Consider the following 17,574-nt stretch of genomic DNA (forward strand, 5'->3'; position numbering starts at 1 on the left):
GACGGCACATCACCCAACTGCCGCACGGAGCACGACGACAGCACGCGGCGGAACGTGAGGCATAGAGCTCCCACCCGCGAAAACGTGAATTGCAAGGAGGTCATCCCAACCCCGTCCAGCGCGGGAGGGCCATCCCCGCACGGGAGCCGCAGGCGTCACGGCGGGGCGGGGCGAGACGTTGCCCGACACCCACCGACTGACCGGGACTCTACGGGCGCTCACCGGCTTCGGACATGAGCTCGTCCAGAGCCTCTCTTGCGAGCGGGACGAACCGCCGGTGCATGTTCTCCAGGTGCGTGGCCGTCTCGGCAGCCCCGGCCTGATACCGCTCGTTCACCGTGTCGCTCACCGGCCCCTCGCTCAGCTCGATCAGGTACTGAACAGGCGGGCCGATGTGCTGGTCGACGGCTTCGGCATACTCCGCCGCGGCCTCAGCCACTGAAGGCGGCCCTTCGAGCTGCACCGTATGGGCCGCCCGCAGAGTCGCCCGTACCGCATCGATGGCCGCGCCGCGCCTGACGTCATAGCGCTGCTGGTCAAAGGGGTCGAGAGTCAGCCGTGAGAGTTGCCAGACAGCGCCCTGCGCTTCATGTGCCGCGTCCATCAGGCCCTGGTAGGCGGCTTGTCTGCGCTCCCTCCGCCACTTTCGATGCTCGACGCGGAGTTCTCGAAGCTGGGTGCGGTCCTGTGCGCCCTCTTGGCGTATCTGCTGCCGTTCAAGTGCCTCATCTTTGCGCCGCTCCGTTCGTGCCGTGACAAACGCCGTCAATCCGCTGCCCATGAGGGTGCCGACGATCGCGATCACCGTGGTCATCAAGGTGTTCCCCATGGAGCGACAGTGTGAAGTACGGCCCACTGCCTGTCTCCGATCACGGGGCAACCGACGCGGCAATGAGGCGCGGGTCCGGAACCAACAGGGCAACCATTGCCCGCCCCGGCGAGGGCCGGCTCCCGTCCGGCGGCCCCGTCCCAGGCCCGCAGGCCCCGCACCGCCACCGCCACCGTGATAGGTCAGCCGCTACACATTGAAGCGGAATGTCTGCGGACTGATCCTGACCTGCGGCGGAGCCCATCCAGGGCTCTGACCTGGTATTTCCCGGTTGGCACGCGTTGGCTCCCGACGGCCGTTTACGGGTGTCCTGCGGACTGGCTGCGGACTAGCCGGGGGCTCCGAGGCTGCGAAATCCCTGGCACACCGGCGGGGCCTGCAAGGAGACTGCGCAGGTGAGCGACTCCTACCCCTGTCCCTGCTGCGGGCACCGCGTGCTGGACGCGATGCCCGGCTCGTACGAGATCTGCCCCGTCTGCTTCTGGGAGGACGACGGGGTCCAGTTCCGCTGGCCCACCATGGCTGGCGGGGCGAACGAGGTCTCCCTGATCGAGGCCCAGCGCAACTACCAAGACTTCGGCGCCTGCAACGAGCACGGCCGGCGGTTCGTCCGCCCGCCGGCCGAGGACGAGCCGCTCGACCCCGCCTGGCACCCCGTCGATCTGACGAGGGACTCCTTCGAGGACTGGGAAGCCGAGGACCGCGCCCCGTGGCCCGACGACCGCTCGGTGCTCTGCTGGTGGCTGCGCACCTTCTGGCGTCGCGATCACCCGGCGGCATCATGACGTCCCCCGTCGAGGCCCTCGTCCAACAACTCAACGGAGATGACGACGCCTCGTACGCCGCCGGGGAATGGGCGGCGATGGCCCTTCAACAACGAGCGCGACCACTTGCCCCCTTCGAGGAAGAAGCTGCCTCTCGACTCTCGGCCGTAGCTGCAGGCACGGCCCGAACGAACCCAGTAGCCTCTCACGGACCTGCGAGCGGCTCGGCAAGTCCATCCAGCTTCGCCCGCAACCGGCGGATCTCCACCTCAGCCGTCATCAAGCCCAGTGCGATGCTGTCTGCCTGGTCCCGAGTCAGTGAGCGGCCTCCCGGCTTCGCCTGCACTGCCAGAGACTCGGCAAGCTCCTGACATCTCCCGACGTCGTGGACAAGCACCCCCACCTGCTGTTCCAGGTTCACTGCCAAATTGGGCGCCGGGTCGGTGGCAGGGACACTTTCGAGACTCGGAGGCTGAACCTCATCCGGCGCCGGATGGGTCGGCGCGATTTCGGGCGACCGAACAGGACCGCTCCTTGTTTCAGGTGCCGGCCGCTCCTCGCCGGGCACCGCCATCGCACCGTTGCCGACCACCGGGCGAGCGGACTGCGCGGTTGGCCGCGGCGCAGCGGAGTTGACCCGTGGTTTCGGCACCCCCCGCCCACGAACTCCCGCCTCTTTGGGGAACTCTCGGTTGAACCACGCCCGGTTCATCGGTTCCAGCAGGGGTTCGCCAGTTGCCGAGACCTTCCGCGGGCGACGGTCCCCCTCGTCCATCGCAGCTGCCAGCTCCCGCAGGGCACCCACCGCCTTGCGGCGGTTGTTCCGCATGGCCATCAGGTTGTTCTTGACTGTCCGCCGGACGCGGTCCGCCTTGGTTCCGTCGTCGTCAGTCTTCTGCCCGGTCAGCGATCCCCGGTCCGCGTCGATGATGTCGAAGGCTGCGAGCCAATGTGCCGCCCGGAAGGAGATGAGTTCCTCGAATGCCTCGTCATCAGTGTCCGCCTGGGCAAGCAGCTCCGGCAACCGCCGGTCCGAGGGATTGAGACCGTCTCGGACATCGCCCAGCTGGAAAACCTCCGCGATCCGCGGGTTCCACGGGCTTGGAAAGCTCTCCGAGGTCATGGCCGACCAGACCCGCGCCCTCCGGTTGGCCTCCGGAGCACTAAGTTGGGACGGCGGCGCCTCGCTGAGTGCCCGTCGGATCAGCAACCGCTTGCGCCGCTCCACCGGAAACAGCTCCCGGAGAAGCATCATCGAACGGATATCCCGCCGCTCCGACACCGTCGCATCCGCAGGCAGTCCTGGCAGCCCCGCAATAGGCACGCCTCCTGACAGAACCTCCGCGACCCTTTCGTCGAGCACTCCCTCAGCCACGTACATTCCGAGCACGCTGCGACCGAGTGCCCGTCCTCGGTCGTTCGGGGTGAACTCCAGCGGCATATGAACGTGGTCACGCCGATTGCTCATCTGTGCGATGCGGTAGAGCCTGCGCGGTGCCGAGGTGCCCACGACCAGGTGGGACTCCACTACCGCGAGCCTGGCAGCCTGCACGGCACGGGAGTCGTCGTCAGGATCGGCAGGGCTCATGGCCACGGAGTGCGATGCGTATTCCTCGTTCAGTAGGTCGGAGAGGCGCGTGAGCCAGTCGTTCGGATCAAAGACGACGTCTTCCCCGCTCCCTCCGATCTTCTTGACCGGGACACCGGCGACCACATCGGCGGACGAGAGCCGGAAAATCTCGTGGCGCCGCTGCGTCCGGTTGTTGCCCCGGACCGCCATCCACTGCCAGTGCTCGGCCGGATGCAGCGGACGTCCGTCCCGACCCTGTAGCGGTGCTTCCTTGATGAGGATGTGCTGCGCGACGTAGAGGCCCGGCTCCAATTGCCCGTTCAGGATCAGGTCCTGCCTGAGATCATAGGCACGGTGGCCTTCCCGTTCGCGCAGCGCCGACGCAGCCTTCTCCAGATTCGCGACCAGTGACTCGCGGTTCTCGGCCACGCTCTCCACGGCCGCAAACTCCTGAGTCGAGCCGTCAGCCACCTGCTGGACGTAGGGACGCACTGCGGACAGCGAGCTCTCATCCTCCCGCGCCGGTGCCGGATTGGCAGGCGAGTGCCACAACGAGCTGATCCGCTCGTTGTGTTCCCAGACACTTCCCCCAGCGCCGTGCATCCGCACCACTGCGATCAACATGTCCCCTGCATCGGTATGGAGCCGCCGCAGGGCATCTGGCCGCCACATCCGCATCCCGACCTGCTCGGTCAGCATGGACTCCGGATCGACCACGAAGGGGGCGAAATTGAACAGCGCCTCACGCGGAACGTTCACCCCTGGGGTATTCAGACCCGCTTCCACCCATTTGCGCTGCATTTCCAAAGAGGCAGGGCGCGGAAATAGCCCCGCCTGAGCGTTCTCAACCACTATTTCTCCCCATTAAATCGCCGGACTTACCGAGACCACTGCCGGAGAGATCGAGCGCACCCTTGAGGCCTTCCCTTTTCCAAGCCAACCCATCCCATCAGGCGAGTCCGTTGAACCCATGCTTACGCGCCACGTTAGAAATACGAAGCCGATGCCATAAAATGAACGAAAATGACCGATTGCAATTGAATATTGAGCGCACCATGCAAGAATCTATCCATCTTCAATGACATATGTGGACTTGGATACGCAACCCTGCACTCTTGCGCTAGAACTTAGAAATCCCAACGCGACTTCACGCGCCAAGCAGTCGACCCGACAAGGAACTCCGCCGTGACACCCCCGCCGCAGCCGATCAGCCCAGCCGCCTACGGAGCCCTGGCCGGCGCGCTCAAATCGATCTTCTGGTACAAGCGTGACCTCGAACGATTCATCCGCTTGTGGGCTACGGACCACCCTTCGCTGCTGGCCCACATGGACTTCAGCGGCTACAAATGGGCCACCGCAGATGAGTTCGTGGACCGGTTGATGGCAAATGAACGCCAATACCGCGACCTTTCATTTCGGATGATGGCGGAGATTTCTCAACTGACGAGTTTCCCTGCATTGAAACGGCACGAGAGCGCCGAATCATTGATCGCCGAAGCAAGGGAAGCAGTCGACCATCTCAGGGGGCTGGTGGACCGCCAGCGCGTTGCCCACGAGCAACAGTCGCAGTTCGATGATGAGCTTCTCACGTACCGCGCTGTGGTGGAGGCCCAGCATGGCTTTGAAGCTAAGCTTGCCGCTCTTGGAGAACGCTTCCTCGAACTGGAGCGCATGGATAATCGCCAGCAGGCAGGCAGGCTCTTCGAGCCATTCCTGAATGACGTATTCAGGCTGTTCGACATGGAACCGCGCCTGGCATACAGCCTGGAGTACGAGCAAATCGACGGCTCGCTCACCTTCGACACGGACGACTACATCGTTGAAGCCAAGTGGTGGCAGGAGGCGATCCAGCCCCACCACCTCTACAGCTTCAATGAAAAGGTGAGGCGGAAGGGGAAAAATTCGCTTGGAATCTTTATCAGCGTAAATGGATTCACTAGCGGAGCCCGAGAAGCGTACAGGGAGAGTACGCCGTTCCTGACGATGGAGGGGCTCGATTTCTTCTATGTTCTCGACGGGCGCCTCACGCTCGACGAACTTTTGCGACGCAAGAAGCGTCACGCAAATGAGACCGGAAGCTGCTACTTTCCAGCCACAATGTTCCCGGGTGAATAGCCGAAACAGCCCGTCTCCGTCAAGCCAGAGTCGACGGAAGGCACTGCACCCTAATGCCACCCGTCAAGTGACACCTGGGAACTGCCGTGCAGGTACTGATGGAGAGCACTGGCAGTTGTGTCGACAAAGGCGTCCGGGATGGCGTTGGCATCGACCCAGCGAACCTGGGAGTGCTTGCGAGGTTCGCGGTTTTCGGGTTCGCCGGTCCATTCGTGGGTGGCGAAGACGACCGTGAGGAAGCCGTTGGGGGCTTCTACGCCCCAGGCGCCGTGGATGATGTGGGCGACCTTGAGGGACTCCGGCTTCACGGTGAGGCCGGTCTCCTCGTAGAGCTCGCGGACAGCGGTTTCGGTGATGGGCTCGCCTGGTTCGCTCTTGCCGACGGGGAGGTCCCACATGCCTTGGGCGAACTTGGCGTTCTCGCTGCGCTGGAGGAGCACGACGCGGTTGGTGGCCTTGTCGTGGACAATGACGGCGGCGACCAGCAGGGTCATCGATTCGAGCGCCGGCTTGAGGGCCTTCGGCTGGTCGTCGGTCTGCTGGGTCACAGGGTTCCTTTCGTCGGGTGGGTTGTTGGGCATGTTAGGCGAGGGCCTCCCGAGCACGGCGGGCGAGATCTGCGGCGCCGGGGACGCGGCGGCGCTGGTAGATCGCGAGCGTGGAGCGGATCGAGGTGATCGCCTTGCGGGTGCGGTCGGAGGTCATGCCCTCCATGAGGACGAGGGCCTGAGTCCAGGCCGCGACCGCTTCGTCGGCTCGGGCCTGGGCGGCGAGGCTGTCGCCGAGGTCGGCGTGGGTGAGGGCGTGGACGCGCTTGTACTTCTCCGGGTCCCAGCGGGTGAGCGCGTCGCGGTGCTGCTGTTCCGTTCCGATGTGGTCAGCGAGGTCGGTCAGCGTGCGGGCGGTGTGGCTGGCCACGGTGCCGGCGGCAGGGCCGCTGACGCGGGAGAAGCTGGGCTGGGGCCCGTCCTCGCGCAGGAGTGCGTCTTCAGCGGCGAGAAGAGCGCGGGCGGCCAATGGGTTCTCGCCGACGGCTGCGTAAGCGCGGGCGTGCGTGATGTGGAGGAGCGCTTCGGTCTGGCCGTCCACGTGGCCGAGGCCACGGGCGAGGGCGCCTTTGACGAGGTCCACGCAGTGGTGGGGTTGCTTGAGGCTGAGGGACTGGTGGGCGAGGGCGCGCATCATCCAGGCCGCATGGCCGTGGGGGTCGGCTTCGCAGGCGAGCTGGTAGCCGACCTGGTAGTAGCGCTGGGCGGCGCCTTCGTGGCCGAGGTCGTGGTGCTTCCACCCTGCGAGGTAGGCGAGTTCGGCGACGGCGCCGAAGGCGGCCTGGCGTAAGGCTTCTGTGGGGAATCGGCCGCGCAGCATAGGGGCTGCCGTGTCGGCGAGGTACGCGGTGACTGTGGTCAGGCCGTGCCCGCCGCCGAGCCGTTCGTCGGCGGCACTGAAGGCCGCCGTGATCTGCCGTACGACGTCGATGTCGTCGCTGCCGACGAGGGAGCGGGCGGTGCGGGCACGGAGCATGCGGGAGGTGGCTTCGTGGTCGTGCAGGAGCGGCATGGCGACGCCGGCCGTGGTGAAGGCGGCGATGGCAAGAAAGCGGCGGCGTTCGACGTCTGCGCGGCCGAGGTCCGTTAGCGCGGTGACGGGGTCGGTGTCCGGTGGCGGCTCCGCGTCGGGTGAGTGGAGACCGAGCTCGGTTCGGGTGACGACGCGTCCCAGCCGCCGGGAGAGGGCTTCAGCAAGGTACTGCCCTGCCTGGCCGGACGGCGCGCGTGCACCACTCACCCAGTGGGAGATGGCCGACTTGTTGGTCTGGAGCAGCTCGCCGTTCTCGGCGGCGATGCGGCGTACGTCCTTGGCGAGCGCGTCGTACGTGCACCCGGCGGCGTTGATCGTGTCGCGCAGGCGGGAGTTGGCGCTGGTCGGTGCCGACACGATCGCCTCCGCTCCGGATCCGTAAACCGCGTATACCGCTTGACCTCGGTCACACCGTACCCACTCTGCGTAGCGGACGGTTCACTTATCGACAGCCGCCCCACTCACGGCACCGTGGGTCGGGCGGCCCCCAAGTTCCGTACGCCCTGCCGGGTTCGGGCATTCCTGTGCCCCTGCCCGGACGATCAGAGAGGGAGACACGGTGACCACCATCGACACCGCGACCATCACGGTCGAGCTGCCCGACGCCTTCGACCCGCGCTGGAACCGCCTGCCCGGCATCCAGGTGGACGGTCGGCGCATCACCATCGACCCGGGCGAGTACTTCTTCCGCTTCGAGTCCAGCACCTGGCTCGTCGCCGACTGGGAGTTGGTGAAGGCGCAGCTCCTCGACGTGGACGAGACGACCGGGAGCGCGGTCGAGCAGCTCGCGCTCGACTTCATCAAGAAGCACGGCGAGTCCACCTCCGACGCGGCCCGCGTGCTGGCGACGGCGTACGGGGTGTACTCGTACCTCTTCCGCGAGGAGCACCTGGCCGGCCTCGGCCTGCCGCAGATCACTGCCGATCATCTGCGCATGCTGCGCGAGGCGGCCACGTTGATGGCGCTCAACAAGGTCGAGCTGGACGGGCACATCTCCAACGTCGGCCCGTGCTGGTTCTTCCCCGCCGCCACGTCCGTCGTCTTCGACCTGGGCGACGAGACGGGCGGAATGCTGGACGAGGTCTACCACGGCGGCTGGTTCAACGAGCACCGACGGATCGAGTCCATCAAGTCCCACGCCGCGCTCGGCGGCCGGCTCGTGCACGGCTGCCAGTCCGTGCCGGACCAGTCCGGCGGCGTGGTCGCACCCTACGGTGCCTCGATGGCGAACTTCCGTGACGACCTGGCCGAGTTCAAGGCGGGCTGGATCGAGCAGGTCTACGCCCACCGCGTGACCGCAGCCGAGTAGCCCCGCCCCCAGTACGGCTTCGGGGCGGGCCAGCTCGCGCCCGCCCCGGAGCCCACCAGTCCCCTGGAGACCCCCATGACCCAGAGCCTGTCCGCCACCCTGCTGGACGACCTGTGCACCCTCGTCGGCAAGCCCCTCCCCGAACGTACCGAAATTCGCGTCTGGGGCATGTCCGGCGTCGAACGCGTCACCTTCCCCGACGGCACCACGGCCGTTTTCAAGTACGCCAAGGAGCCCTTCGACCGCGAGGCCCAAGCCCTGCGGGCGGCATACCAGCGCGGCCTCCCGGTCCCCGCCCTCCACGCCACCGCGATGCAGGACAAGTGGCTCGGGATGCTCATGGACGACCTCGGCACCCCCGTACGGGACGCAGACGACCTCGACGGCGTCGCCGCCGCCGTCATGCTCCACGCCGCCCGCCCGGCGGGTGGCCTGCCCCTCCTCGACGGGGCGGGCCTCGCAGCCCTGCCCGGCCGAGCCCTCGATCACCTCCAGCGGCTGCGGAAAGCCGACCGCTGGACGGACTGCGACGACGTCGAGACCGCGCTGGGGAAGATCTCCGCCGCGGCCGAGGCCCGTGTCCAGGGTGCGACGCTCGACCCGTTCGGTTGGGTCCACTCCGAGTTCCACCCCACGAGCGTCCACATCGGGGAGAACGGCTGGCACCTTCTCGACTTCGCACGCGCCTTCACCGGCCCCGGCCTGATCGACCTCGCCTCGTACCACGGCACCACCGACGTGCCGAGCCGCTTCCGACTGCGGGTGTTCCTGGAGCAGTACGTCACCGCCGGCGGTCATGAAGACGCCCTCGCCGCCCGGGGCGGCCTGGCCGCCGAGGCATGGGCACTGGGCTGGCACCGCATGTGGGCCGTGGAGTGGTTCATGGAGCAGGCCATCCGCTGGATCGACGACCCGGCCAAGGACCCCGCCTACATCCCCGTCGTCCGCCGCCACCTGAACGACGTGGTCCAACTCCTGGAGGTCTAGGTGATCGCCCAGGTCTCCCCCTGGTACGCCCACGCAGCCCAGCGCACAGCCGCCGCCCCCGCGCACGCCCTCACCGCACCGGCCCGGATGGAATGGAGCACCCACGCAGGCATCGGTCCCGGCGCCGAGATCCTGGGCCGGGACCTGTGCGGCAAACGCGTCCTGGAGCTGGGCTGCGGCCCCGGCCACAACGTGGCCCACCTCGCGAAACACCACCAAGCCCGCACCACCGGCGTGGACCTGGTCGGCCTCCAGGTACGCCGGGCCCGCTCCCACTACGGCCACATCGACGGCGCCACCTTCGCCGCCGGCCACGCACTGCACCACCTGCAGGCCACCGGCCGGACCTTCGACGCGATCTACTCCGTCTTCGGCGCCGTTGGCCTCGTCGCCCCCGAGCTCCTCCTCGCCGCCATTTCCCGACGCCTGAAACCGGGCGGTGTGCTGGCCTTCTCCGTCCCTCACCCGGCACGGGCCGGAAGACATCCATCCACGGACGACCGTCCGCGCGAGGACTACGTCACCATGCCCGACCGCACCCGACTGCCCCTCGCACGATGGGAGTTCGACGCCCGCCGCTGGAACGCCCACCTCTCCCGGACCGGCCTGCGCATCACATCGGCGCTGGAGCTGCGGCACCCGCGCCGCGACCCTTGGCCCACCACCCTCCTGATCACCGCCCGCAAACGCTGACCGACGGAGGCACCGATGCCCCTGCCCTACCTGCTCCTGGACATCGACGGCGTCCTCATCCCGTTCCCGGCGGCCGACGGCAGCACCCCGCCCACCCACGTCCGCCACACCGTCCTGCCCACTGGCCGGCACCCGGACAACCCCGTCCCCATCTGGCTCAACCCCAGCCATGGCCCGCTGCTCACGGACCTCCTGGCCAGCAGCCTCGTCACCCCGGTGTGGTGCACGAGCTGGCGCAGGGACGCCACCACGATCATCGGGCCTCTCCTGAGGCTGCCGGACTTCCCCCACCTCGACCTCCCCCGCCCACAGATCACCACCAGCCACCCCAACGGCTACCTCTGGAAACGCGACCACGTCGACCCCTGGCTCGGCAGAGCACCCGCCGTCTGGATCGACGACGACTTCACCTCCCTCGACCACACCTGGGCCGCCGAACGGACTGCCCGCGGCCACCCCACTCTGCTCCTCCATACGGATCCGTACGTGGGCCTTCAATCGGCCCACGTCGTGACGGTCCGGGAGTGGGCCTCCCTTCGAGGGTGGCCACGGGATCACCAGAGGCGGTGTAGCAAGGCGGGCTCGTCAGGCTCCAACCCCAACCCAGCACGGTAGAGGTGAGCAGAGGCGATGAAGGGTGACGAGGGATCAGTTTCCCCAGCACCATCCCAGCACGGGAAAAAACCAGGGGCCCGACTCCGAAGAGCCGGACCCCATCTGACCTGCATGCTCGCCAGGCCGCCAACGTGGTGCCCAGGTCACCCGCTCACACGTTGAAGCGGAACTCCACGACGTCCCCGTCCTGCATCACGTAGTCCTTGCCCTCCATGCGGGCCTTGCCCTTGGCGCGGGCCTCGGCGACCGAGCCGGTTTCGATCAGGTCCTCGTAGGAGATGATCTCCGCCTTGATGAAGCCCTTCTGGAAGTCGGTGTGGATCACACCGGCCGCCTCGGGGGCCGTGGCGCCCTTCTTGATCGTCCAGGCTCGGGCTTCCTTCGGACCCGCCGTGAGGTAGGTCTGCAGGCCCAGGGTGTCGAAGCCGACGCGACCGAGGGTGGCCAGGCCGGGCTCCTCCTGGCCCATGGACTGGAGGAGTTCCAGGGCCTCGTCGTCGTCGAGCTCGATCAGCTCGGACTCGATCTTGGCGTTGAGGAAGATCGCCTCGGCGGGGGCGACCAGGGCGCGCTGCTCGTTCTTGAAGTCCTCGTCGACCAGCTCGTCCTCGTCGACGTTGAAGACGTAGAGGAAGGGCTTGGTGGTCAGGAGGTGCAGCTCGTGGAGGAGCTTGCCCTTCTCGGTGCCCGCGGTGATGCCTGCGGCGAAGAGGGTCTGGCCCGACTCGAGGATCTTCTGGGCGTCCTCGACCGCGGCGAGGACCGCGACCTTCTCCTTCTGGAGGCGGGACTCCTTGGTGAGGCGCGGGACGGCCTTCTCGACGGACTGGAGGTCGGCGAGGATCAGCTCGGTGTTGATCGTCTCGATGTCGTCCTTGGGCGAGACCTTGCCGTCGACGTGGACGACGTTCTCGTCCTTGAAGGCACGGATGACCTGGCAGATCGCGTCGGACTCGCGGATGTTCGCGAGGAACTTGTTGCCCAGGCCCTCGCCCTCCGAAGCGCCTCGGACGATGCCGGCGATGTCGACGAAGTCCACGGTCGCCGGGAGCAGGCGCTGGGAGCCGAAGATCTCGGCCAGCTTGTTCAGGCGGGCGTCGGGGACGCCGACGACGCCCACGTTCGGCTCGATCGTGGCGAACGGGTAGTTGGCCGCCAGCACGTCGTTCTTGGTCAGGGCGTTGAACAGGGTCGACTTGCCGACATTCGGCAGGCCGACGATTCCGATCGTGAGCGACACGTTGGCGACTTCCTGAGGAGTGAGGAGGTGGGCGGGAACGCTGCGGGCCCGGGTGGGCCGATTCTCCAGTTTACGGGCGGGGGCGACCGGGTACCCACGGGTCCGGTCGGGCGCCGATCCGGTTCCCGTTCGGCCGTGTGGCATCGAACTCATCCCCTAGGTCGCCCAAAGGGCGTGTCCCGCACCTGTTTCCTCCCGCCCGGCGACCTACGTTGTCCCGGTGGAGCAGCACAGGACACGTCCCCCGCAGCGCAGGCAGTCTCGCCAGGCCCCGCTGTCCCCGCAGGGCACCATCGAGGAGACCGCGACCGTCTACCGGGTGGTGAGCCCGCCGGAAGGCCGCTCCCGTCCGGTGCCGCCCGTCGTGCTCGCGCTGCGCAGGCTGCCCAATCCCCGGCTGACCGGCATCGGGGCCGGGCTCTTCGCCGCCGCCACCATGTTCGTACTGGCCTGCCTCGACCTGCTGGTCCTCGACGGTTCGGCGGTGGTGTTCGGTGTGCTGTTCCTGCCGGTCTGCGCGCTGACCGCGCTGTGGGTGCGGCCAGCGGACCTGGTGACCGCGCCGATCATCGTGCCGATCGCGTTCGCCATCGGTGTCATCCCGATCGCCGGTGGCACGGGCGGCTTCGGCGGCCAGACCATGGCGGTCGTCACCGCGCTCGCCGTGCACGCCGGGTGGCTGTACGGCGGGACACTCATCGCCGGGCTCATCGCGACCGTACGGAAGGTACGGCTGATGCGTCAGCGGCAGCGCCGCACGCTGCTCGCCGCACAGGCGGCGCGCGCCTCGCAGGGACCGCGCCGCCCGCAGCGGTGAACGGGGCCGCAGGGCATCACGGGCCGTAGGGCATCACGGGCCGAGTACGCCTAGTGGCCTGCGGCCGCCATCGCCGCGCCCACGATGCCCGCGTTGTTCTGCAGTTCCGCCGGCACCATCTCGGCCCGTACGTGCTCGATCAGGGGCAGGAACTTGTCGGCCTTGCGGCTGACCCCGCCGCCGATGATGAAGAGCTCGGGCGAGAACAGCATCTCCACATGGGCCAGGTACCTCTGCACCCGGTGGGCCCAGTGGTGCCAGCTCAGGTCCTCGTCCTCCTTGGCCTTGGTGGAGGCGTGCTGCTCCGCGTCGTGGCCGTTCAGCTCCAGATGGCCCAGCTCGGTGTTGGGGACGAGTCGGCCGTCGACGAAGAGGGCGCTGCCGATCCCCGTACCGAGCGTCAGCACGATCACGGTCCCCTTGCGGCCCCGGCCCGCGCCGAACGTCATCTCCGCGACGCCGGCCGCGTCCGCGTCGTTCAGCACGGTGACGGGGAGGTTCAGCCGGTCACCGATCAGTCCGCGGGCGTCGGCGTCGATCCAGCCCTTGTCGACATTGGCCGCGGTACGGGTGACACCGCCGGTGACGACGCCCGGGAAGGTGACACCCACCGGGCCCGACCAGTCGAAATGGCCGACGACCTCGGCCACGCACTCGACCACGTCCTTGGGCGTGGCCGGGTGCGGTGTGAGTACTTTGTGGCGCTCCTGCGCCAGGTCTCCGCGGTCCAGGTCCACGGGAGCGCCCTTGATCCCGGATCCGCCGATGTCCACGCCGAAGATCTGCATGCAGTCCACGGTACGGGCAGGCGGCCCGGCCCACTTCCTGGAACGCCCCGATGCCCGGGGGCTACTTCTCCGAGAGCGCGGCGGCCTCGGCGCGCAGATCGCGGCGGAGCTCCTTGGGCAGCGAGAAGGTAATGGACTCCTCGGCCGCCTTCACGATCTCCACGTCCTCGAAGCCGCGCTCGGACAGCCAGGCCAGGACGCCGTCGACCAGCACCTCGGGAACCGACGCGCCGGAGGTGACGCCGACCGTGGAGACACCCTCCAGCCAGGCCTCGTCGATCTCCTCGGCGAAGTCGACCAGATGGGCGTCGTTCGCACCGGCGCCGAGGGCGACCTCGACCAGGCGGACCGAGTTGGAGGAGTTCTTGGAACCGACGACGATCACGAGGTCGGCGTCCGCGCCCATCTGCTTCACCGCGATCTGGCGGTTCTGCGTGGCGTAGCAGATGTCGTCGCTGGGCGGCGAGATCAGGAGCGGGAACTTCTCCTTGAGCGCGCCGACCGTCTCCATCGTCTCGTCGACGGAGAGCGTGGTCTGGGAGAGCCAGACGACCTTGGACGGGTCGCGGACCTCGACACCGGCGACGTCCTCGGGGCCGTCGACCAGCGTGATGTGGTCGGGGGCCTCGCCGGAGGTGCCGATGACCTCCTCGTGGCCCTCGTGGCCGATCAGGAGGATGTCGAAGTCGTCCTGCGCGAAGCGGACGGCTTCCTTGTGGACCTTGGTGACCAGGGGGCAGGTCGCGTCGATCGTGGCGAGCTTCCGCTCGGCCGCCTCCTCGTGCACGGTCGGCGCGACGCCGTGCGCGGAGAACATCACGATCGAGCCCTCAGGAACCTCCGCCGTCTCCTCGACGAAGATCGCGCCCTTCTTCTCCAGGGTCTGTACGACGTACTTGTTGTGAACGATCTCGTGGCGCACGTACACCGGGGAGCCGTACTGCTCCAGGGCTTTCTCCACGGCGATCACGGCACGGTCCACGCCCGCGCAGTAGCCACGGGGAGCGGCGAGCAGGACGCGGCGAGGTGTCGTAGCAGTCATGCGACCCATCGTAAGGCCGAGTCGAACGCGCGGAAGATCGGCCGGGTGGCGAGACTGATCCGTACGCGACCCAGGGAGGGCTCATGCCGGAGAGCGGCGGCAGCAGCGGCAGCGGCAGCGGCAAGGGCGGGGTCGTAGGCGCGGAAGGGGCGGAGGGGGCGCACCAGGTGGGCGGCAGGCTGCGGCGGACGCTCGGCTTCCGGGATCTGGTGGTCTACGGGCTCCTGTTCATCGCGCCGATGGCGCCCGTCGGTGTGTTCGGCACGCTCGACGCGAGGTCCGACGGCGCCGTCGCACTGGTCTATGTCGCGGCGACGGTGGTGATGGCGTTCACGGCGTTCAGCTACGCGCAGATGGTGCGGGTCGCCCCGTTGGCGGGTTCGGTCTTCGCGTACGCGCGCAAGGGGCTCGGGGAGGGGCCGGGGTTCATCGCCGGGTGGATGGCGATGCTCGACTATCTGCTGATCCCGGCGGTCGCCTATCTCTTCTCCGGGATCGCGCTGAACGCGCTGGTGCCGTCGGTGTCGCGGTGGGTGTGGACGGCACTCGCCGTCGTGGTCACCACACTGCTCAACCTCTGGGGCGTGCGGGCCGCCGCCCGGGTCGGCTTCGCGGTGCTCGCGATGGAGACCGTGGTGCTGCTGGTGTTCCTGGTGTCGGCGGTGGTGGTTCTCGTACGGGACGGGGCGCAGCGCGGGTGGCTGACTCCGCTCACCGGTGATTCCGGCTTCTCCGCGACGGCGGTGCTGGGGGCGGTGTCGGTGGCCGTGCTGTCGTATCTGGGCTTCGACGCGATCGCCTCGTTCGCGGAGGAGGTGACCGGGGGCTCGGCGAAGGTGGCGCGGGCGCTGCTGTTCTGTCTGGTGCTCGCGGGTGTGCTGTTCGTGGCGCAGGCGTATCTGGCGGCGCTGCTCGAACCGCTGACGTCGGCGGAGCTGGCCGCCGATCCGGCCGCGCAGGGGTCGGCGTTCTACGACACGGTGGACTCGGCGGTCGGGAGCTGGCTGCACGACCTGGTGGCGGTGAGCAAGGCGATCGGGGCGGCCTTCGCGGCGCTGGCCGGGCAGGCGGCCGCGGGACGGCTGCTCTTCGCGATGGCCAGGGAACGGCGGCTGCCCTCGGTGCTCGCCCGGGTCGACCCGCGGTCCGGGGTGCCGCGGCTCGCGATTCTGCTGGCCGCGACGGTGACGCTGGTCGCCGCGGTGTGGGCGGCCCGGCGGGCCGACGGTCTCGACCATCTGGTGTCGGTCGTCGACATCGGCGCACTGACGGCCTTCGTGCTGCTGCACGCGTCGGTGGTCGGCTGGTTCGCCGTGCGCCGGATGGAGGGGCCGCCGAGCTGGTGGCGGCATGTGCTGGTGCCGGTGGTGGGTGCGGGGGTGCTGATCGCGGTGATCGTGGAGGCGACCCGGAGCGCCCAGGTGGTGGGGGTGTGCTGGTTCGGGGTGGGGCTGGTGGTGCTGGCGTTGCAGTGGGGGCGGCGTACGGCCTGAGCCGGGAGTGGCCGGGCCGGGGTGGCCTTCGTCGTGGCCGCCCGATTGTCGGTGGAGGCGGATACGCTCGCTCGCATGGCTCTCCAAACGTCCGCGGAAGCTCCGCTGCCCGTAGGTGATGTGTCGCGGCTCATCGGGGGCTGGATCGACCGGCTCGGGGCGGTCTGGGTCGAGGGGCAGATCACCCAGCTGTCGCGGCGGCCGGGCGCCGGGGTGGTGTTCCTGACGCTGCGCGACCCGTCGCAGGACATCTCGGTGAGCGTGACGTGCTTCCGGCAGGTCTTCGACCGGATCGCGGATGTGGTGACGGAGGGCGCGCGGGTCGTCGTCCTGGCCAAGCCCGAGTGGTACGCGCCGCGCGGCCAGCTGTCCCTGCGGGCCACGGAGATACGGCCGGTCGGCATCGGCGAGCTGCTGGTCCGGCTTGAGCAGCTGAAGAAGTCGCTGGCCTCGGAGGGGCTCTTCGCGCTCGACCGGAAGAAGCCGCTGCCGTTCCTGCCGCAGCTGATCGGGCTGGTCTGCGGGCGGGCGTCGGCGGCCGAGCGCGATGTGCTGGAGAACGCCCGGCGGCGGTGGCCCGCGGTCCGCTTCGAGGTGCGCAACGCGGCGGTGCAGGGCGTCCACGCGGTGAATCAGGTGGTCCAGGCGGTGAAGGAGCTGGACGATCTGCCGGACGTCGACGTGATCGTCGTGGCGCGGGGTGGCGGCAGCGTGGAGGACCTGCTGCCGTTCTCGGACGAGCAGCTGATCCGGACGGTGGCCGGGTGCCGTACGCCGGTGGTGTCGGCGATCGGTCATGAGCCGGACTCCCCGCTGCTCGACCTGGTCGCGGACCTGCGCGCCTCCACACCGACGGACGCGGCGAAGAAGATCGTGCCGGACGTGGGCGAGGAGCTGGACCGGGTGCGGCAGCTGCGCGACCGTGCGCTGCGGTCGGTACGGGGCCTGCTGGACCGCGAGGAGCGGGGGCTGGCGCACGCCTTGGGCCGGCCGTCGATGGAGCACCCCCGGCAGATGGTGGACGAGCGCGCGTCGGAGATCGACGCGCTGATCGGGCGGAGCCGGCGGGTGCTGGGTCATCTGCTGGACCGGGCGGATTCGGAGCTCGCCCACACCCGGGCGCGGGTGGTCGCGTTGTCGCCGGCGGCGACGCTGGAGCGCGGCTACGCGGTGCTGCAGCGGGCCGACGGCCATGTCGTGCGGGCTCCCGAGGATGCGGGGGCGCCGGGCGATGTGCTCCGGGCGCGGGTCTCGGGCGGCGAGTTCGCCGTGCGGGTGGGCGAGTGACCGCCCCCGGTGGCGGGGCGGGCGGGCCCGGAGGCGCACCGGCACGTGCCGAAGGTGCGCCCGCAGGTACGGACGGACGAGATCACAGGCTCCCGGTGGGCCGGAACGTAGGGTGGGGCGCATGACGGACGACGCGACTACGACGGCCGGTGCCACGGGCACGCTCGGCTACGAGCAGGCCCGCGACGAGCTGATCGAGGTGGTGCGCCGCCTGGAGGCGGGCGGTACGACGCTGGAGGAGTCGCTCGCGCTCTGGGAGCGGGGCGAGGAGCTGGCGAAGGTCTGCCGGCACTGGCTGGAAGGTGCGCGCGCCCGGCTGGACGCGGCCCTGGCGGGTCCGGCCGACTCCCAGGAGAGCGGTACCACGGCAGCCGACAACGGCTGAGCCCGCTGTGGAACGAGTCACCCCGTTCCAGTTTTAGTTGAAAGTTAACCTACCTCTCG

The 17,574-nt window shown here is 68.6% G+C and carries 17 protein-coding genes; 10 read left to right on the forward strand and 7 right to left on the reverse strand.

All coding sequences use genetic code 11. The annotated features are described in order from the left end of the window. Nucleotides 1–208 precede the first annotated feature (208 nt). Complete coding sequence (locus OG611_RS01680; protein ID WP_266414800.1) at nt 209–814, reverse strand: hypothetical protein; 606 nt, start codon at nt 812–814, stop codon at nt 209–211. A 410-nt stretch (nt 815–1,224) separates the two neighbouring features. Here OG611_RS01680 and OG611_RS01685 point away from each other — a divergent pair, with 410 nt between their 5' ends. Then, nucleotides 1,225–1,614 (forward strand): CPCC family cysteine-rich protein, encoded by a 390-nt coding sequence (locus tag OG611_RS01685; protein ID WP_266414802.1) that lies wholly within the window; start codon nt 1,225–1,227, stop codon nt 1,612–1,614. A gap of 184 nt (nt 1,615–1,798) precedes the next feature. Here the strand turns inward: OG611_RS01685 and OG611_RS01690 are convergent, their stop codons facing one another. Beyond that, nucleotides 1,799–4,015 carry a hypothetical protein gene (locus OG611_RS01690; protein WP_266414804.1) on the reverse strand — a complete coding sequence of 739 codons (2,217 nt, stop codon included), beginning with the start codon at nt 4,013–4,015 and terminating at the stop codon, nt 1,799–1,801. 333 nt (nt 4,016–4,348) lie between these two features. Here OG611_RS01690 and OG611_RS01695 point away from each other — a divergent pair, with 333 nt between their 5' ends. Then, nucleotides 4,349–5,278 (forward strand): restriction endonuclease, encoded by a 930-nt coding sequence (locus OG611_RS01695; RefSeq protein ID WP_266414807.1) that lies wholly within the window; start codon nt 4,349–4,351, stop codon nt 5,276–5,278. A 50-nt stretch (nt 5,279–5,328) separates the two neighbouring features. Here OG611_RS01695 and OG611_RS01700 read toward each other — a convergent pair whose 3' ends face one another. Beyond that, a complete protein-coding gene (locus tag OG611_RS01700) occupies nt 5,329–5,859 on the reverse strand; it encodes an NUDIX domain-containing protein (RefSeq protein ID WP_266414809.1) in 531 nt (176 codons plus the stop codon). A 1-nt stretch (nt 5,860) separates the two neighbouring features. Continuing rightward, nucleotides 5,861–7,216: a tetratricopeptide repeat protein gene (locus tag OG611_RS01705; protein ID WP_266414811.1), complete on the reverse strand. Its 1,356-nt coding sequence runs from the start codon at nt 7,214–7,216 to the stop codon at nt 5,861–5,863. Nucleotides 7,217–7,418: 202 nt separating this feature from the next. On the opposite strand from OG611_RS01705, the gene OG611_RS01710 reads away from it, so the two are divergent. The 4 genes from OG611_RS01710 to OG611_RS01725 all read left to right on the forward strand — a co-directional run bounded on the left by OG611_RS01710 (nt 7,419) and on the right by OG611_RS01725 (nt 10,463). Continuing rightward, nucleotides 7,419–8,168 carry a hypothetical protein gene (locus OG611_RS01710; RefSeq protein ID WP_266414813.1) on the forward strand — a complete coding sequence of 250 codons (750 nt, stop codon included), beginning with the start codon at nt 7,419–7,421 and terminating at the stop codon, nt 8,166–8,168. A gap of 75 nt (nt 8,169–8,243) precedes the next feature. After that, the gene (locus OG611_RS01715; RefSeq protein ID WP_266414815.1) at nt 8,244–9,155 is read left to right on the forward strand and encodes a phosphotransferase; all 912 of its coding nucleotides are present in this window, start codon (nt 8,244–8,246) and stop codon (nt 9,153–9,155) included. Continuing rightward, nucleotides 9,156–9,848, forward strand: coding sequence for a cyclopropane-fatty-acyl-phospholipid synthase family protein (locus OG611_RS01720; RefSeq protein WP_266414818.1), 693 nt, complete (start codon nt 9,156–9,158; stop codon nt 9,846–9,848). It begins immediately after the preceding gene. A gap of 15 nt (nt 9,849–9,863) precedes the next feature. Then, nucleotides 9,864–10,463 (forward strand): HAD domain-containing protein, encoded by a 600-nt coding sequence (locus OG611_RS01725; protein WP_266414820.1) that lies wholly within the window; start codon nt 9,864–9,866, stop codon nt 10,461–10,463. 151 nt (nt 10,464–10,614) lie between these two features. Here the strand turns inward: OG611_RS01725 and ychF are convergent, their stop codons facing one another. After that, nucleotides 10,615–11,703, reverse strand: coding sequence for a redox-regulated ATPase YchF (ychF, locus tag OG611_RS01730; protein WP_266414822.1), 1,089 nt, complete (start codon nt 11,701–11,703; stop codon nt 10,615–10,617). 322 nt (nt 11,704–12,025) lie between these two features. On the opposite strand from ychF, the gene OG611_RS01735 reads away from it, so the two are divergent. Next, complete coding sequence (locus tag OG611_RS01735; protein WP_266425459.1) at nt 12,026–12,520, forward strand: DUF6542 domain-containing protein; 495 nt, start codon at nt 12,026–12,028, stop codon at nt 12,518–12,520. Nucleotides 12,521–12,570: 50 nt separating this feature from the next. Here the strand turns inward: OG611_RS01735 and ppgK are convergent, their stop codons facing one another. Together ppgK and OG611_RS01745 are read right to left on the reverse strand one after the other, a co-directional pair. After that, nucleotides 12,571–13,308: a polyphosphate--glucose phosphotransferase gene (gene ppgK / locus OG611_RS01740; RefSeq protein ID WP_266414824.1), complete on the reverse strand. Its 738-nt coding sequence runs from the start codon at nt 13,306–13,308 to the stop codon at nt 12,571–12,573. A gap of 61 nt (nt 13,309–13,369) precedes the next feature. Beyond that, nucleotides 13,370–14,359 carry a 4-hydroxy-3-methylbut-2-enyl diphosphate reductase gene (locus tag OG611_RS01745; protein WP_266414826.1) on the reverse strand — a complete coding sequence of 330 codons (990 nt, stop codon included), beginning with the start codon at nt 14,357–14,359 and terminating at the stop codon, nt 13,370–13,372. Nucleotides 14,360–14,433: 74 nt separating this feature from the next. Between OG611_RS01745 and OG611_RS01750 the strand changes: the two genes are divergently transcribed. The 3 genes from OG611_RS01750 (at nt 14,434) to OG611_RS01760 (ending at nt 17,515) form a co-directional block, all read left to right on the forward strand. Beyond that, nucleotides 14,434–15,843 carry an APC family permease gene (locus OG611_RS01750; RefSeq protein ID WP_266414828.1) on the forward strand — a complete coding sequence of 470 codons (1,410 nt, stop codon included), beginning with the start codon at nt 14,434–14,436 and terminating at the stop codon, nt 15,841–15,843. A gap of 75 nt (nt 15,844–15,918) precedes the next feature. After that, nucleotides 15,919–17,130: an exodeoxyribonuclease VII large subunit gene (gene xseA / locus OG611_RS01755; RefSeq protein WP_266414829.1), complete on the forward strand. Its 1,212-nt coding sequence runs from the start codon at nt 15,919–15,921 to the stop codon at nt 17,128–17,130. A gap of 121 nt (nt 17,131–17,251) precedes the next feature. Further along, the gene (locus tag OG611_RS01760) at nt 17,252–17,515 is read left to right on the forward strand and encodes an exodeoxyribonuclease VII small subunit (RefSeq protein WP_266414831.1); all 264 of its coding nucleotides are present in this window, start codon (nt 17,252–17,254) and stop codon (nt 17,513–17,515) included. Nucleotides 17,516–17,574 lie beyond the last annotated feature (59 nt).

The sequence above is a fragment of the Streptomyces sp. NBC_01363 genome (assembly GCF_026340595.1).
Taxonomy (GTDB): domain Bacteria; phylum Actinomycetota; class Actinomycetes; order Streptomycetales; family Streptomycetaceae; genus Streptomyces.

What these genes read in the sequence shown, in the direction of transcription:
- OG611_RS01680 (WP_266414800.1), bottom strand. Translation starts at nt 814, where the DNA reads ATGACCACGGTGATCGCGATCGTCGGCACCCTCATGGGCAGCGGATTG.
- OG611_RS01700 (WP_266414809.1), bottom strand. Translation starts at nt 5,859, where the DNA reads ATGCCCAACAACCCACCCGACGAAAGGAACCCTGTGACCCAGCAGACC.
- OG611_RS01715 (WP_266414815.1), top strand. Translation starts at nt 8,244, where the DNA reads ATGACCCAGAGCCTGTCCGCCACCCTGCTGGACGACCTGTGCACCCTC.
- OG611_RS01725 (WP_266414820.1), top strand. Translation starts at nt 9,864, where the DNA reads ATGCCCCTGCCCTACCTGCTCCTGGACATCGACGGCGTCCTCATCCCG.
- ppgK (WP_266414824.1), bottom strand. Translation starts at nt 13,308, where the DNA reads ATGCAGATCTTCGGCGTGGACATCGGCGGATCCGGGATCAAGGGCGCT.
- OG611_RS01745 (WP_266414826.1), bottom strand. Translation starts at nt 14,359, where the DNA reads ATGGGTCGCATGACTGCTACGACACCTCGCCGCGTCCTGCTCGCCGCT.
- OG611_RS01750 (WP_266414828.1), top strand. Translation starts at nt 14,434, where the DNA reads ATGCCGGAGAGCGGCGGCAGCAGCGGCAGCGGCAGCGGCAAGGGCGGG.
- xseA (WP_266414829.1), top strand. Translation starts at nt 15,919, where the DNA reads ATGGCTCTCCAAACGTCCGCGGAAGCTCCGCTGCCCGTAGGTGATGTG.
- OG611_RS01760 (WP_266414831.1), top strand. Translation starts at nt 17,252, where the DNA reads ATGACGGACGACGCGACTACGACGGCCGGTGCCACGGGCACGCTCGGC.